Raw genomic sequence first — 14,942 nt, 5'->3', positions numbered from 1 at the left:
CGAATGTGGACCGGGGCTGGCCGCGGGCCTCATGGGCGTGATAAGAAGCGAAGAACGTACCGCGCGAGCGTCCGATGCCCGTTTCATTCGACCTGCCCGGCGCCCACGCACCCCCCACCCTCGCCTCGGCCAATCTTCCGCGCCGGGTGCGTCGCGTGCTGGAGCACCTCCTCAGCCTCGTGTCCGACGAGATGGCACGCCATCTGTCGTCGATGCTCAACGAGATGGAACAGCAACTGTTCCGCCTCGCCGACCATGCGCGCAACCCGGGCATGCAGGCCGCGCACATGGAAACGCTGCGCACGCTGCGCCTGAATCGCGCGGACCTCGTGCCCCGTTACCTGATGGGCCTGGAAGCCGCGCTCGCCGGCATCCGCGATCCGCGCACGGCCAGCCGCCTCGGCGTCACCGGCGCGCAGGGCCCGTCGTTCCGCAACCTGGCGCTGGTCGACGACGAATCGATGGACGAGGACTCGGTGCTGCGCGATGTCGCGCTGCGGCACGAATCCCGCGCCAGCCTGCCCCTCCACCTGCTCGGCCAGCGCTTCGGCGTGCTGGCGGGCCAGCCGGCGTTCGACGCCGAGCGCCTGCCGGTGGGTCCGCAGATGCTCGGCCGCATCCTGCGCGAGGCCGCCGGTTCGCTGCAGATCGGCATGGAGGCGCGGCTGCTGCTGTATCGCACCTACGATCGCGTGGTGATGCAGCACTTCTCGCAGATCGCCGAGACGATGAACGCCCTGCTCGAGCGCGACGGCATCCTGCCCAGCCTGGCGTACGTGCCGATCCGGGTGCGGCCGGTGCTGCAGAACCCCGATCCTTCGCGCGCCAAGCCGCGCGACGAGCGCGGTCGCCCGCGCGGTGAAGCGCCCGCCAACATCGGGCTCGGCATGGGCGATGGCGGCAGCGGTGGCGGTCATTCGCACGGCGGCGGCCAAGGCGGAAGTGGTGGCGCGAGTGCTGGTGGCAGCGGAAGTGGTGGCGGTGGTGGTGGGTCCGGTGGCGGTGCCGTCGCGGGTGGCCGGCGTTCCGGCGATGCCGCGGACGGTGGCGATGGCGGCGACGGTCACGCGGGCGGTGGTGGCGGTGGATCCGCAGGCACGCGCCGCGGCGGCCACGCCTCGCAACGCGACGGCGGCCCGCGTCCGCACACGGCGTGGCTCGGCGAGACCGACGCCAACGACGAGCCCTACGACGAACAGGCCGCCTTCGCGCTGCTGCAGCAATTGCTGTCAGGCCGCCGCGACCTGATCGGCAAGCTGCGTCCGGCCCAGCCCGAACGCGTGCGCCAGGAACTCGATACCAAGGATCTGCTCGGCGCGCTCGACGGCATGCCGATCACCGCGGCCTCGCCCACGGGCAGCCCGCGCAGCCTGCTCGACATCAAGCAGACGCTGCTGGCGCAGTCGCGCCAGCTGCACGGCAAGGGCGCGCAGTTCGCGCGCGAAGACAACGACGCCTTCGAACTGCTCGGCATGCTGTATTCGCAGATCGAACGCGAAGTGCGGCGCGACACGCCCGCGGTCGGCCTGCTGGGCCGCCTGCAGGTACCGCTGCTGCGCGTGGCGCTGCAGGATCGCGCGTTCTTCGTGCGCCAGCAGCATCCGGCGCGCCAGTTGCTCAACGCGGTCGCCGAATCCGGCGCCAACTGGCTGAGCGACGAGGAAGTCGATCCGCAACTGGTGCATTCGCTGCGCAACGCGGTCGAACACGTCGTCCAGCATTTCAAGGAAGACCCGGCGGCGTTCGACACCGCCAACCGCGAACTGCAGACCAACCTGCAGCACCTGGCGCGCAAGGCCGAAGTCACCGAGCGCCGGCACGTGGAAGCCGCGCGCGGCAAGGAAAAGCTCGAACTCGCCAAGCGCCGCGCCAACGATGTCATCGAGGCGTCGGTCAAGGACCAGCGCCTGCCGAAGTTCGTGCGCGCGCTGCTCAACCAGGCCTGGTCCGACGTCCTCACGCTGACCTCGCTGCGCCATGGCGAAGAGTCGGAGGAGTGGCATCGCCAGGTCGAGGCGACGCAGCAGATCGTCGCGGCCACCGGCAAGGGCGGCACGCAGACCGACGGCAAGCTCGCCGAACAGATCGAAGGGTCGCTGGTGCAGGTCGGCTACCACGCCGACGAAGCCGCCGCGATCGCGCGCCGCCTGACCACGGGCATCGGCGAGGAAGAAGACGATCCGGCCTCGCGCACCGAACTGGCGATGAAGCTCAAGGCGCGTGCGCGCCTGGGCGAAGACACCGATGCACCGAAGCCCAAGCTCCCGCCGCGCACGAAGGACGAGCAGGCGGCCTACGACCACCTGCGCACGCTGCCCTTCGGCACGTGGTTCGAATTCGTCAGCAACCAGCAGGGCGATCGCGTGCGGCGGCGCCTGTCGTGGTTCAGCCCGGTCACCGACAACGCGTTGTTCGTCAACCAGCGCGGCCAGCGCGTGGGCGAACAGTCGCTCGACAGCCTCGCGCGCATGATGTCGATGGGCCAGGCGCACGTGGTCACCGCGGACAAGGGCCGCATGGTCGACCGCGCATGGCAGGCCGCGCTCGGCGCGCTGCGCAGCTTCGCCGGCAGTGGCCAGGCACCCCAGGAGGGCACCGCGTGATCGATGAATTCCGACGTGCGCGGCGCCGCAAGGTGCCCGATACGGTGATGGTGGTGGACACGATGGTCGACAGCGTGGTCGGCCGTCTCGGCAACCTGTCGGAGACCGGCATGCTGCTGATGGCCAACGCGGCGCTGGTCGAGGACGCGCTGTACCAGTTCCGCTTCAACCTCAACGATGCGCACGGGCGCGAGACGCCGCTGGAAGTGGGCGCGCACCTGCTGTGGCAGGACGCGGCGCACGCCTCGGGCCAGCGCTGGACGGGCTTCCGCTTCATCACGGTCCCGGAAGAGCACATGCGCCAGCTGCGCGACTGGATCGACGGGCCCGGCGGTCAGTTCGAATAAAGGCGGATTCCCCCGGCCTGCGGCACAATCGGCGTCCCCCGTGTCGCCGAGCCACGCACATGCGCCCCGACCTGCCCGCGCTCTACGCCGATCATCTCTACATGCTCAAGCGGCGCGCCGACGAGGCGCTGCACCGCGGCGGCTTCGACGCGCTCGTGGTGCCGAGCGGCCGCCTGCACTACCAGGTGTTCGACGATCGCGACTATCCCTTCGCGGTGAACCCGCAGTTCAAGGCGTGGGTGCCGCTGGTGCGCGTGACGGACAGCTGGCTGGTGTACGTGCCCGGCCATCGGCCGAAGGTGATCTACCACCAGCCGTTCGATTACTGGCACGTCGTGCCGGGCACGCCGACGGGTGCGTGGACGGAGCACATGGACGTCGTGGTGATCCGCACGCCGGAAGAAGCGCTGCAGCACCTGCCGAAGAATGCCGCGCGTTGCGCGATCCTCGGCGAGCCGCAGAGTGCGCTCGGCGAGTTCGTGCCGAACAATCCGCCGGCGGTGGTGGCGTACCTGGAATACGAGCGCGCGTTCAAGACCGCGTACGAAGTCGAGATGATGCGCGGCGCCAGCCGCATCGGCGTGCGCGCGCACCGCGCGGCCGAGCGTGCGTTCCGCGCCGGCGCCAGCGAGTTCGGCATCCACATGGCGTATTGCCAGGCCGCGGGCCAGGATGCCAACGACCTGCCCTACAGCAACATCGTCGCGCTCAACGAACACGGTGCGGTGCTGCACTACACCGATCGCGACAAGTTGCCGCCCAGGCCCGTGCGCAGCTTCCTCATCGACGCCGGCGCGAGCAACGCCGGCTATGCGTGCGACATCACGCGCACGTATTCGCAGGACACGTCGGATGAATTCCAGGCGCTGATCGACGCGGTGGACCGCGCGCAGCTGCGCATGTGCGACCAGGTGCGCAAGGACTTCGACTATCGCCAGCTGCACCTCGATGCGCACCTGTCGCTCGCGGGGATCCTGCGCGAGTTCGGGTTGATCACGGTGTCGCCGGAAGTGGCGGTGGAAACGGGCGTGAGCTCGGCGTTCTTCCCGCACGGCATCGGGCACGGCATCGGCCTGCAGGTGCACGACGTGGCGGGCTTCGCCGAATCCGACGCCGGCGGCACGCTGCCCAAGCCGGAAGGCCATCCCTATCTGCGCCTGACGCGCACGCTGCAACCCGGCATGGTGGTGACGATCGAGCCTGGCCTTTACTTCATCGACATGCTGCTGGAACAGCTGCGCGATCGCGGCCTGGGGCCGAGCGTGGATTGGGGCCGCGTGGATGCGTTCCGTCCGTTCGGCGGCATCCGCATCGAGGACGACGTGGTGTGCACCGACGATGCGCCGTTTAATTTGACGCGCGAGGCGTTTGCGGCGGGTTGATGCTTGTCATTCCCGCGAAGGCGGGGAGCCAGCAGCGAGGTCCAACCTCCTCCGGCCCGGCGCTCCGCCGCGATGAGGGCCTATAGGTCCTCCCCCGTCGTTTTGCGATGCGTCCAGCCGCAAGACGCCGGCCGTGCGCCATCCATGGCGCACTGTACGGACCTATAGGCCCTCATCACGTCGAAGCGCTTCGCGACCGGAGCGTTGCGACGCTGCGTAGGGGTAGCGCCTTGCACCGGATCGTCTGGGTTGCTGGCGAACACAACTGGTTCGGACGGACGGCGCACTGCACGCCCAGCCAATCCCGCTCCGCTGCCTCGCCATCCCTGGCTGCGAGCAACGGCGCCGCCCATCCATGGGCGGCTGGGCGGGATTGGCTCGGCGTGCGGTGCGCCTCACCGATACGTGCTGGCTACGGCTTCGGGTTGGGAAAGCAGAGCGTCTCTACTGGCATTTCGCTGCTCAAGCTTTGCTTGCGCAACAGAATTTGCGAAAGCGAAGTTGCGTCGATACCCATTGATGGAGAGCCCCCTTTGAGTCAAAGGGGGCGGCGCGACAGCGCGGGGGAATGTGGGTGCATAGGGTCGGGGCCCGAAGTTTGCGCAGCAAACTTTGGGAGCGCTTTGGCGCGCCCGCGTCAAAGCGCTATCCCATGAAGTCTTCGATGGCGTCGGCGTCGCGCACCAACGCGTCGGTCAGCACGCGGGGGCCGTTCGCCGTCACCAGCACGTCGTCTTCCGTGCGGATGCCGATGCCGCGCCACTTCGCCGCGACGCTCGTGTCGTCCGGCGCGACGTACAGGCCGGGTTCGATGGTGAAGACCATGCCCGGCTCGAGCAAACGCGATTCGCCATCGATGCGGTACTCGCCGACATCGTGCACGTCCAGGCCGATCCAGTGCCCCGTCTTGTGGCGATAGAACCGGCGATACGCGCCGTCGGCAATCGATTTTTCCAGGCGGCCTTTCAATAACCCCAGGCGCAGCAAGCCTTCGGTCAATGTTTCCACCGCCGCCTGGTGGCCCGCGTCGTACGCCACGCCCGGCATCGCCTTGGCCAGCGCGGCGCGTTGCGCATCGCCGACGAGATCGTGCAGCGCGCGCTGTTCCTTCGTGAAGCGCCCGTCCACCGGGAACGTGCGCGTGATGTCGGAGGCGTAGTTGCGGTATTCCGCGCCAGCGTCGATCAATACGAGGTCGCCTGCGCGCGCGGTCGCGTTGTTGGCGCGGTAATGCAGCACGCATGCGTTGGCGCCGGCGCCGACGATGCTGCCGTAGGCGGGCTCGGCGTCGTTGGCGCGGAACACGCGTTCGAGTTCGGCCTGCAGTTCGTACTCGCGCACGCCGGCCTTCGACATCCGCATCGCGGCCTGGTGCGCCTGCACGCTGATGTCGGCGGCGCGCTGCATCAGCTTGATTTCGTCGTTGGCCTTGAACAGGCGCATCTCGTCGAGCAGGTGCCCGAGTTCGAGGAATTCGTGCGGCGGCTGCGCGCCCATGCGCGCCTGCGCCCGCACGCGGTTGAGCCAGCCGATCAGCTTGAGGTCGAACTCCGCGTCGCGGCCGAAGTGGTAGTACACGCGGCTGCGGCCTTCGAGCAGGCCCGGCAGGATTTCGTCGAGGTCGGCGATGGGATACGCATCGTCCATCGCGAAGTCTTCGACCGCGCCTTCCTGGCCGGCGCGCGGGCCGTCCCAGGCTTCGCGGTCGGGATCGCGTTCGCGGCAGAACAGGATCGCTTCGCCATGCGCGCGGCCCGGCACGAGCACGAGCACCGCTTCGGGTTCCGGGAAACCGGTGAGGTACCAGAAGTCGGAATCCTGCCGGTACGGGTAATGCGTGTCGCGGCTGCGGATGCGTTCGGCGGCGGCGGGCAGGACGAGGATCGCGTCGTCGCCGGCCATGCGCATCAGTTGCTTGCGGCGGCGCGCGAACGCCGACACCGGGAGCGCAAGCGGTCGCGGGGACTTCGACGCCGCGGGCATGTCAGTTGAACTGCTGGCGATGGGCCGGCGCGAGGACGCAGTCGCCGTGGATCAGCAACACCGCGACGCGCACGAATTCCTCGATCTCCGACAACGCTTCTTCATCGTCGTCGTCGCCGTCGTCCTGCGCGGTGGCGGTGGCCAGGCGCGCGATGTCGGCCAGCGCTTCGCTGCCTTCTTCCGACAGCGGCGGGTTGGCGCCGCTGGCCAGGCCGAACGCGCCGAGGAAGCCCCGGCACCAGTCGAACAGCGCGCCGCTGCGTTCGCCGAGCGTGGCGTCGGCGGCGGGCAGCAGCAGTTCGAAGCCGAAGCCGCGATCGGACAATTGCGAAAGGCTGGCGGCGCGCAGCGTGTCGAGCGGGGTGTCGCGCGGGACCTGCGGGAGGTCGGGATCGGCCATCACCTGCGCGAGCCAGTCGGGCGCATCCGCGCCGCCGCCGGCGAACCAACCACTCAATGCGCCGTGCAGTTCGGCGGGCGTGACCGCCAGGCCGAGGCCTGCGACGGCGTCGTGGACGGCGGTCCAGCTCGGCAACTCGACATCGGACACTGCGCGACTCCTGGCGGGGCGCGCGCAGTGTATCAACGGGCACGTGCCGGCAGCTTGTTGCGCGAGGCCGGCCGTGGCCTACACTGCGGGCACGCCCTGGGATGCGGAGCCCGTGCGCCCCGACCGTCATCGACCCAACCGCCCTGCGGTGTTTTCCCGCGCGGCCGCTTTGCGCACGCTCGGCACGGGCCTGCTCGTCGCGGTGCTGTGCGCGGGTGCGGGTGCGACGGCGTTCGCGGCGACGCGTGATTTCTATTTCCGCTCGCTGGGCAGCGACCGGGGCCTGGCGCAGAAAAGCGTCACGGCGATGGTCCAGGATCCGCAGGGCTTCGTCTGGGTCGCCACGCAAGGCGGCCTGCACCGTTACGACGGCCAGCGCTTCCAGCTCTTCCGCCACGATCCCAGCGATCCGGCCAGCCTCCCCGACAGCTACGTGACCGCCCTCGCCCTCGAGGGCGGCGACGCAATGTGGGTGGGGACGTATTCCGAGTTCGTCGCGCGCCTGGACCTGCACGACGGGCACATCCGCCGCTTCCCCATCGCCGATGTCGGCGCGCGCAAGCGCGTGCTGTCGGTGCTGCCGGCGGGCGACCGGGTGTGGGTGGGCACCGGCGACAGCCTGGTGACGCTGGATCCGAAGACCGGCCGCATCCAGCCGGTCCTCGCGCTCGATGCCTCCGCCGTGGCCGCATCGCCGTGGCAGACCCTCCTCCGCGATCGCGACGGCACGATCTGGTTCGCCAGCGCGGCCGGCCTGCACCGCATCGGGCCGCGCGGCGGCATGGAGCGCATCGAGACGGCCGGCGAAGTGCGCGCGCTGGCCTTCGATCGCGATGGTCGCCTGTGGGCCGGCACGCCGCAGGGCCTGTTCCGCATGCAGGACGGCGGCCGCCGCCTCGTGCGCGCCTGGCCGGCGGCGGGCGATGCCAGCCCGTCCGACGTACGCGCGATCGCCGAAGCGCCCGACCATCGCCTGTGGGTGTCGGTCTACGGCGATGGCCTGCGTCGCTTCGATCCCGCGACGGGCCGCGCCGAAGCCGTGCGCGAATCCACGATGGAAGGCGCGCTGCCCGAGAGCGCGATCAACACGCTGATGCTCGATCGCAGCGGCGCGATGTGGATCGGCGGGCAGTTCCGCGGTCCGTCGGTGGTGGATCCGCTCGGCGCGCGCTTCCGCTACCTCGCCACCACGCCGGCCGACGACCGGGTGTCGGTCGCCGTCGGCAACAGCATCCGTTCGATTTACGAAGACCCGACCGGCGAGTGGTGGCTGGGCACGGACGGCGGCGCGCTGATCCGCGCCAGCGCGTCGGGCGACCGGTTCGAGGAAATGCCGGCGTTCCCCGCGGCGTTCCCCCCGAGCCCGGCCGGCGGCATCCTGCGCGCGATGGCCTTTGTGCCGGCCGATGCGCACCGCGTGTGGCTGGGTTCGACGCGCGGGCTGGCGACGCTGGATACCGAAACCGGCGACGTCACGCCGGTGCCGCTGCCGAAATACCCGGAACTGGCGGTGCGCACGATCGCGCGCGATCGCGACGGCACGCTGTGGCTCGGCACGCAGTCGGTCGGCCTGCTGCACTACGACCCGATGACGGGCGAAGTGCGCACCTTCAACGGCGCCACCACGCCCAACCACGTGCACGCGATCCGCATCGATCGGCGCGGCCGCGTGTGGGCGGGCACGAGCGACGGGCTCGACCTGGTCGAACCGGCGACGGGCCGCATCCGGCGCTTCCGGCATTCCCCGGATGCGCCCGACAGCCTCGCGGGCAACCTGGTGCGGGCGGTGCTCGAAGCGAGCGACGGCACCTTGTGGATCGGCTCGCATTCGGGCCTGAGCCGCGTGCGCGAGCACGGCGACACGATCGGCTTCGACCATCCGCTCGCCGCGGCGATGGGCAAGGCGCCGGTGCCGGTGGTGTTCTCGATCGCCGAATCGCCGCAGGGCCTGTTGTGGCTCGGCACCGACACGGGGCTGATGCGTTTCGATCCGGCGCGCGCGCAGGTGCGCAAGTTCGGGCTGGGCGACGGGCTGCAAGATCTCGAATTCAACGGCGGCGCGGCGCTGCGCCTGCGCGATGGGCGATTGCTGTTCGGCGGCGTGCGCGGCCTGAACCTGTTCGATCCGCGCCTCGTGCACGACAGCGCGTACCTGCCGCCGATCCGCTTGCTCGCGGCGCGCACCGATGCATCCGCGCCGGCCGATGCCGATGTGTTGTGGCAGGCCACGCGCGTCGACGTACCGCCCAGCGCCGGCATGCTGCGCCTGCGCGTCGGGGCGCTCGACAACGTCGGCGCCGGCATCCGCTATCGCTATCGCCTGGACGGCTTCGACCGCGGCTGGATCGACAACGGCGCGCAATCCGAAGTGACGTACACGCGCCTGCCGCCGGGCGATTACCTGTTCCGCGCGCAGGCCACCAATCGCGACGGTGTGTGGAATCCGCAGGAACTGCGCGTGCCGGTGCACGTCGCGCCGCCGCCGTGGCGGCATCCGCTGGCGATCGCGGCCTACGTGCTGTTCGGCGTGCTCGTGCTGGGTGCGCTCGCGTCGTTGCTGGTGCAGCGGCGCCGGCGCGAGCGCGAGTACTTCGCGCAGATCCGCGATCGCGAGGAACGCCTGAAGCTGGCGTTGTGGGCGTCGGGCGAATTGTTCTGGGACTACGACATGGCGCACGGCGAGCTGCGCAGCATGCGCACGCACGAAGGCGATGCGCGCGTGCCGGACATCGCGATCCAGACCGAAGTGGAACAGCGCCACGAGATCCACGAAGACGACCTGCCGCGCGTGCTGGATCGCCTGAAGCAGCACGTGCGCGGCGAGACGCCGCTGTTCCTGTCGGAGCATCGCGTGCGCGGGCCGAAGGGCGCCTGGACGTGGGTGCGTGCGCGCGGCCGCGTGGTGGAGCGTTCGCCGGAAGGGCGCGCGCTGCGCGTGGCCGGCACGGCGCGCGACATTTCCGGCAGCCGCACCGCCGAGCGCGAACGCCGCATCGCGAGCGAAGTGCTGCGCAGCATGAACGAGGCGGTCGCGGTGCTCGATCGCGAGTTCCACTTCGTGTCGGTCAACCCGGCCTTCAGCCGCATCAGCGGTTACGGCGACACCGAAGTGCTCGGCAAGTCGGCGAGCCTGCTGGACAGCGCGCAGCACGATCCGGACTTCTATCGCCAGATGCGGACCGAGCTGGTGCGCAACGGGCGCTGGTCCGGCGAGATGTGGCAGCAGCGCAAGGACGGCGAAGAGTTCCTGTGCTGGATCGAAAGCAGCGCGGTGCTCGACTCGGTGGGCCAGCGCAGCCATTACGTGGCGGTGCTGAGCGACATCACCGACAAGAAGCGCGCCGAGCAGGAACTGCGCTACCTCGCCAACTACGACACGCTGACCAGCCTGCCGAACCGCGCGCTGCTGTCCGAGCGCCTGTCGCGCGCGATCGTGCGCGCGCGCCGCCAGGAAAGCCGCATCGGCGTGCTGTTCCTGGACCTGGACCGGTTCAAGGACATCAACGATTCGCTCGGCCACGCGGCCGGCGACCGCATCCTGCGCGCGACCGCCGCGCGCCTGCAGCAGACGGTGGGGCCGCAGCACACCGTCGCACGCCTGGGCGGCGACGAGTTCACCGTCGTGCTGGAGAACATCGACACCGCGGACGAAGCGGAGAAGATCGCACGCGAGATCATCACTTCGTTCGAAGCGCCGCTCGACATCGACGACCACCAGGACGTCGCGATCACCCCGTCGATCGGCATCAGCCTGTATCCCGACAACGCGCAGGTGCCGACCGACCTGCTGAAGCACGCCGACACGGCGATGTACCAGGCGAAGGCCGCGGGACGTCGCATCTACATGCGTTACACCGAGTCGATGGAAGTGTCGATCCGGCGGCGCGCGACGATTTCCGCCGCGCTGCGCAAGGTGCTCGATCGCAATGAGCTGCGCCTGGTGTTCCAGCCCAAGCTGTCGCTACCGCAGGCGCGCATCACCGGCGTGGAAGCGCTGCTGCGCTGGACGAGCCCGGAATACGGCGAGATCCCGCCGACGCAGTTCATCCCGCTGGCGGAAGAAAGCGGGCTGATCCTGGAGATCGGCGAGTGGGCGCTGCGCGAGGCCTGCCACACCTTGAAGCGCTGGCGTGCGCACGGGCTGGATCGCCTGACGATGGCGGTCAACGTGTCTGCGTTGCAGTTGCTGCGCGGCGACCTGCCCAGCGTGGTCTCGCGCGTGCTGGAAGAAACCGACGTCCCGGCCGAATGCCTGGAACTGGAACTCACCGAGAGCGTGGTCATGGGCAACGCGGCGCAGACCGCGGCCACGCTGCAGGCCATCCGCGACCTGGGCGTGCAGCTGGCGATCGACGACTTCGGCACGGGCTATTCGTCGCTGGCCTACCTCAAGCGCCTGCCCATCACGACGCTGAAGATCGACAAGGAATTCATCGGCGACCTCACGCGCGACGCGGACGACGAGGCGATCACGAGCACGGTCATCACGATGGCGCACTCGCTGGGCCTGAACGTGGTGGCCGAGGGCGTGGAGGAAGAGGCGCAGGTGCTGTTCCTGCGCGCGCACCGCTGCGACGAGATCCAGGGCTACTGGCTTTCGCCCCCGCTGGACGCGCATCGCTGCCTCGGGTTGATCCGGACCTGGGCGCCGGACCTCAACGCCGCCGTCATTCCCTGAACGCGCGCCTTGACCCGCCCCGGACCCCTGCCTACCCTCCGCCCATGGATCCCGCCGACACCCTCGCCCAGCTGCAGGCCCTGGCCGCGCGCATCGACCAGCTCGCCGCGCTCGCGCAGCGGCTGACCGAGGAAAACCGCAGCCTGCGTGCGCAGCAGGAACAACTGGCGGGCGAACGCTCGCAGTTGCTGGCGAAGAACGAACAGGCGCGCTCGCGCGTGGAAGCGATGATCACGCGCCTGAAGTCGCTGGAGCAACACACGTGAGCAAGGCGACGAGCGAACCGGTCAACGTGCGCATCCTGGATCGCGAATACACCGTGGGGTGCGAGCCCGACGAACGCGACGACCTGCTGGCCGCGGCGAAACTGCTCGACGCGAAGATGCGCGAGATCCGCGGCGGCAACCGCATGGCGGCGCTCGATCGCGTCGCGGTGCTCGCCGCGCTCAACCTCGCGCACGAATTGCAATCGGCGCGCAGCGAAGGCAGCAAGCGCGATCGCGAGATGTCGCGCACCGTGGATGCGATGCAGCGTCGCCTCGACGACCTGTTCGAACCGCCGGCGGCCTGAACGCAACGCACGGCGCATGTCGAGACGGCGTGCACGTTCCAACGATTTCGGTGCGCACGCGCACAACGCTGAACTGCACGCATCCCTCCACCGACGAACGGACTTTCGATTTCCGGTCGCAGCGCTATACTTCCGCCCGCGTCCTCTGCTGTGTCGACGGCGCGCGCAAACATTCGCCTTGTCCCTTATTGACGACCACGGGGATGCAGCGGAGACCGGGTGTGCAGGTCCGCCATGAGCGGAAAGCCCGATGGTTTCCAAGTGTTCCCACTTGAACCCTGGGTTCAAGGTCGTTTCGCGCGCATCGTCACGGCGGAGGATGTTTTTTTTCGATGAGCACCCTCCTGCGCGACACCATGCGGCGTGAGTTGCGCGCACGTCGTCGCGCGATTCCCGCGCCCGCCCGCATCGCCGCCGCCGAACGCCTGGCGGAACGCCTGTCTTCCCTCCCCTTCGCACCACGGTCCGGCCACGTCGCCGGTTACTGGGCGATGGATGGCGAGATTGCATTGCATGTGTGGCAACTGCGCCTGCCGAAATCCTGCACGTATTGCCTGCCGGTGCTGCACGACGACGGGCGCCTGCGTTTCGGGCCGTGGCGCCCGGGCGATGCGCTGGTGTCCAACCGCCACGGCATCCCGGAACCCGACGTCGCGGAACGCGCGCTGCTCACTGCAGAGGCAATGCAGTTCGTGGTCGCGCCGCTGGTGGGGTTCGATGCCAACGGCCATCGCCTCGGCATGGGGGGTGGCTGGTACGATCGCAGCTTCGCGTTCCGCCGCACGCAGCCCGCACCGCCGTGGCTCGTGGGCGCGGCCTTCGCGGCGCAGCAGGTCGAGTCCGTGATGCCCGAAGCCTGGGACATGCCGCTCGATGCGTTGTGCAGCGAAGCCGATGCGCACCTCTTCGACCCAGCGCCCGCCGACTGACATGCCCACGCCCCGCCGCTACTGGCTGATGAAGTCCGAACCGGACAGCTTCTCGATCGACGACCTCGCGCGCGTCGGCACCGAACCCTGGAACGGCGTGCGCAACTACCAGGCGCGCAACCACATGCGGCAGATGAAGCCGGGCGACGGCGTGCTGTTCTACCACTCCAGTTGTCCGGTGCCCGGCATCGCGGGACTGGCGACGGTAGCGACCGAGGCGTATCCGGATCCGACGCAGTTCGATCGCAAGTCCGACTACTACGATCCCAAGAGCACGCGGGAAGACCCGCGCTGGTCGCTGGTGGACGTGAAGTTCGATCGCAAGTTCGCCAGCGTGCTCCCGCTGGAAGAAATCAAGCAGCATGCCGATGCGCTGGGCGACGAGTTCGCGCTCATCAAGCGCGGCACGCGCCTGTCCGTGCTGCCGGTGACCGCCGCGCAGTGGAAGACCCTCCTCAAGCTGGAACCCCGCGCATGACCGAAGCCAAGCGCCTCGCCGCCGAGAAGGCGATCGACTACGTCGAAGACGGGATGATCGTCGGCGTCGGCACCGGCTCCACCGTCGCGTATTTCATCGACGCCCTGGCGCGCATGCGCGATCGCATCGCGGGCGCGGTGTCGAGTTCGGACCAGAGCACGCAGCGGTTGCGCGCGCATGGCATCGAGGTGATGGAGCTCAATGCGACCGGGTCGCTGGCGTTGTACGTGGACGGCGCGGACGAATGCGATCCGCACAAGCGCCTGATCAAGGGCGGCGGCGCGGCGCTCACGCGCGAAAAGATCATCGCCGAGGCGAGCAAGCGCTTCGTGTGCATCGTGGATCCGGCCAAGCGCGTGGACGTGCTGGGCAAGTTCCCGCTGCCGGTGGAGGTGATCCCGATGGCGCGCAGCCTGGTGGCGCGCGAGATCGTGGCGATGACCGGCGGCCAGCCCGTGTGGCGCGATGGCGTGGTCACCGACAACGGCAACTGGATCCTCGACGTGCACGGGCTGTCGATCGTCGATCCCCTGGGCCTGGAACGCGACCTCTCGCAGGTGCCGGGCGTGGTGTGCGTGGGGCTGTTCGCGCGCCGGCCGGCGGACGTGGTGATCGTGGGTGGGGAACCGCCGCTGGTCTTGTGAGGCTTGCGTAAGCCATTGATTCACTGAGGAAGGGTCGCGCTTTCGGGTGCTTCCGTCTTCCTGTCGCGATGTTAGTATTGCTACTAACCATGCGACCTTTCCCTGCCCTGCTCCGTCTTCTGCCCGCCTGCCCGGGACCGTGCGCATGAGCGCGGTCGTGGCCCTCGATGGCTTGCTGGCGTCGCGTCGCCTGTGGCGCGGGAAGCCCTCGACGCAGGCGCCCGCCGATGCGGTCCCGACCGGCTGGGCTGCACTGGATGCCGCGTTGCCCGGCGGTGGCTGGCCGGCGGCGGCGTTGAGCGAAGTGTTGTTGCCCGCCGACGGCGTGGGCGAATTGCGCCTGGTGTGGCCGGCGTTGGCGCAACTGGCGCGCGGCGACGGCGTGATCGCGATCGTCGCGCCGCCGTATCGTCCGTATGCACCGGCGTGGGATGCCGCGGGGATTCGCGCGGACGCATTGCAGGTGCTCGATGCCTCGCCGCGCGATGCGTTGTGGGCGAGCGAGCAATGCTTGCGTTCGGGGGCGTGCCGCGCGGTGTTGTGCTGGCCGCAGAAGGCGGACGATCGCGCGTTGCGTCGCTTGCAAGTCGCTGCGGAAACGGGGCGCACGCCCGGCTTCGCGTTCCGTCCGATGCAGGCCTGTGCCAATCCATCGCCGGCGCCGTTGCGCATCGCGATCGAGACCGCGCCGCATCGCCTGCGCGTGTTGAAGTGCCGCGGCGCGCTGGTGCCGCCGGCGCCGATCGCCTTCCCCGCCCACGCGATGCACGGATGAGG

The 14,942-nt window shown here is 69.4% G+C and carries 12 protein-coding genes and 1 other RNA gene; 11 read left to right on the top strand and 2 right to left on the bottom strand.

The window, feature by feature from the left end; translation table 11 throughout:
* The first annotated feature begins 74 nt into the window (after window positions 1–74).
* Genes LYSCAS_RS08725 through pepQ form a run of 3 tightly spaced genes read left to right on the top strand, consistent with a single transcriptional unit; the run spans window position 75 to window position 4,332 of the window.
* Window positions 75–2,603: a DUF1631 family protein gene (locus LYSCAS_RS08725; protein WP_213433538.1), complete on the top strand. Its 2,529-nt coding sequence runs from the start codon at window positions 75–77 to the stop codon at window positions 2,601–2,603.
* A complete protein-coding gene (locus LYSCAS_RS08720; protein ID WP_213433536.1) occupies window positions 2,600–2,950 on the top strand; it encodes a PilZ domain-containing protein in 351 nt (116 codons plus the stop codon). The genes LYSCAS_RS08725 and LYSCAS_RS08720 overlap by 4 nt, the downstream gene beginning before the upstream one ends.
* 59 nt (window positions 2,951–3,009) lie before the next feature.
* Window positions 3,010–4,332: a Xaa-Pro dipeptidase gene (pepQ, locus tag LYSCAS_RS08715; protein ID WP_213433534.1), complete on the top strand. Its 1,323-nt coding sequence runs from the start codon at window positions 3,010–3,012 to the stop codon at window positions 4,330–4,332.
* A gap of 645 nt (window positions 4,333–4,977) precedes the next feature.
* On the opposite strand, the gene LYSCAS_RS08710 is transcribed toward pepQ, so the two are convergent.
* Together LYSCAS_RS08710 and LYSCAS_RS08705 are read right to left on the bottom strand one after the other, a co-directional pair.
* Window positions 4,978–6,315: an aminopeptidase P N-terminal domain-containing protein gene (locus LYSCAS_RS08710; RefSeq protein WP_213433532.1), complete on the bottom strand. Its 1,338-nt coding sequence runs from the start codon at window positions 6,313–6,315 to the stop codon at window positions 4,978–4,980.
* A gap of 1 nt (window position 6,316) precedes the next feature.
* A complete protein-coding gene (locus LYSCAS_RS08705; protein ID WP_213433529.1) occupies window positions 6,317–6,865 on the bottom strand; it encodes a UPF0149 family protein in 549 nt (182 codons plus the stop codon).
* 73 nt (window positions 6,866–6,938) lie between these two features.
* On the opposite strand from LYSCAS_RS08705, the gene LYSCAS_RS08700 reads away from it, so the two are divergent.
* The 8 genes from LYSCAS_RS08700 (at window position 6,939) to imuA (ending at window position 14,940) form a co-directional block, all read left to right on the top strand.
* Window positions 6,939–11,543 (top strand): EAL domain-containing protein, encoded by a 4,605-nt coding sequence (locus LYSCAS_RS08700; protein WP_213433527.1) that lies wholly within the window; start codon window positions 6,939–6,941, stop codon window positions 11,541–11,543.
* Between the two features lie 44 nt (window positions 11,544–11,587).
* Window positions 11,588–11,809, top strand: coding sequence for a TIGR02449 family protein (locus LYSCAS_RS08695; protein ID WP_213433525.1), 222 nt, complete (start codon window positions 11,588–11,590; stop codon window positions 11,807–11,809).
* Window positions 11,806–12,114, top strand: a complete 309-nt coding sequence (locus LYSCAS_RS08690; RefSeq protein WP_213433523.1) for a cell division protein ZapA — start codon at window positions 11,806–11,808, stop codon at window positions 12,112–12,114. The genes LYSCAS_RS08695 and LYSCAS_RS08690 overlap by 4 nt, the downstream gene beginning before the upstream one ends.
* Before the next feature lie 139 nt (window positions 12,115–12,253).
* A non-coding RNA gene (gene ssrS / locus LYSCAS_RS08685) (6S RNA) lies at window positions 12,254–12,437 on the top strand.
* Between the two features lie 9 nt (window positions 12,438–12,446).
* Window positions 12,447–13,043, top strand: coding sequence for a 5-formyltetrahydrofolate cyclo-ligase (locus tag LYSCAS_RS08680; protein ID WP_213433521.1), 597 nt, complete (start codon window positions 12,447–12,449; stop codon window positions 13,041–13,043).
* A gap of 1 nt (window position 13,044) precedes the next feature.
* Complete coding sequence (locus LYSCAS_RS08675) at window positions 13,045–13,521, top strand: EVE domain-containing protein (protein WP_213433519.1); 477 nt, start codon at window positions 13,045–13,047, stop codon at window positions 13,519–13,521.
* Window positions 13,518–14,165 (top strand): ribose-5-phosphate isomerase RpiA, encoded by a 648-nt coding sequence (gene rpiA, locus LYSCAS_RS08670; protein ID WP_213433517.1) that lies wholly within the window; start codon window positions 13,518–13,520, stop codon window positions 14,163–14,165. Before LYSCAS_RS08675 ends, rpiA begins: the two co-directional genes overlap by 4 nt.
* 145 nt (window positions 14,166–14,310) lie before the next feature.
* Entirely contained in the window at window positions 14,311–14,940 is a 630-nt protein-coding gene (imuA, locus tag LYSCAS_RS08665) for a translesion DNA synthesis-associated protein ImuA (RefSeq protein ID WP_213433512.1), read from the top strand.
* Window positions 14,941–14,942: the final 2 nt, after the last annotated feature.

Origin of the sequence: Noviluteimonas caseinilytica (assembly GCF_018406605.1) — a bacterium.
Taxonomy (GTDB): domain Bacteria; phylum Pseudomonadota; class Gammaproteobacteria; order Xanthomonadales; family Xanthomonadaceae; genus Noviluteimonas; species Noviluteimonas caseinilytica.
The sequence above is the reverse complement of the archived record's forward strand: the minus strand, read 5'-3'. Positions and strand labels throughout refer to the sequence as shown.

Excerpts from the sequence above, each read along its gene's own strand:
- LYSCAS_RS08725 (WP_213433538.1), top strand. The coding sequence starts at position 75 with ATGCCCGTTTCATTCGACCTGCCCGGCGCCCACGCACCCCCCACCCTC.
- pepQ (WP_213433534.1), top strand. The coding sequence starts at position 3,010 with ATGCGCCCCGACCTGCCCGCGCTCTACGCCGATCATCTCTACATGCTC.
- LYSCAS_RS08710 (WP_213433532.1), bottom strand. The coding sequence starts at position 6,315 with ATGCCCGCGGCGTCGAAGTCCCCGCGACCGCTTGCGCTCCCGGTGTCG.
- LYSCAS_RS08695 (WP_213433525.1), top strand. The coding sequence starts at position 11,588 with ATGGATCCCGCCGACACCCTCGCCCAGCTGCAGGCCCTGGCCGCGCGC.
- LYSCAS_RS08680 (WP_213433521.1), top strand. The coding sequence starts at position 12,447 with ATGAGCACCCTCCTGCGCGACACCATGCGGCGTGAGTTGCGCGCACGT.
- LYSCAS_RS08675 (WP_213433519.1), top strand. The coding sequence starts at position 13,045 with ATGCCCACGCCCCGCCGCTACTGGCTGATGAAGTCCGAACCGGACAGC.
- rpiA (WP_213433517.1), top strand. The coding sequence starts at position 13,518 with ATGACCGAAGCCAAGCGCCTCGCCGCCGAGAAGGCGATCGACTACGTC.
- imuA (WP_213433512.1), top strand. The coding sequence starts at position 14,311 with ATGAGCGCGGTCGTGGCCCTCGATGGCTTGCTGGCGTCGCGTCGCCTG.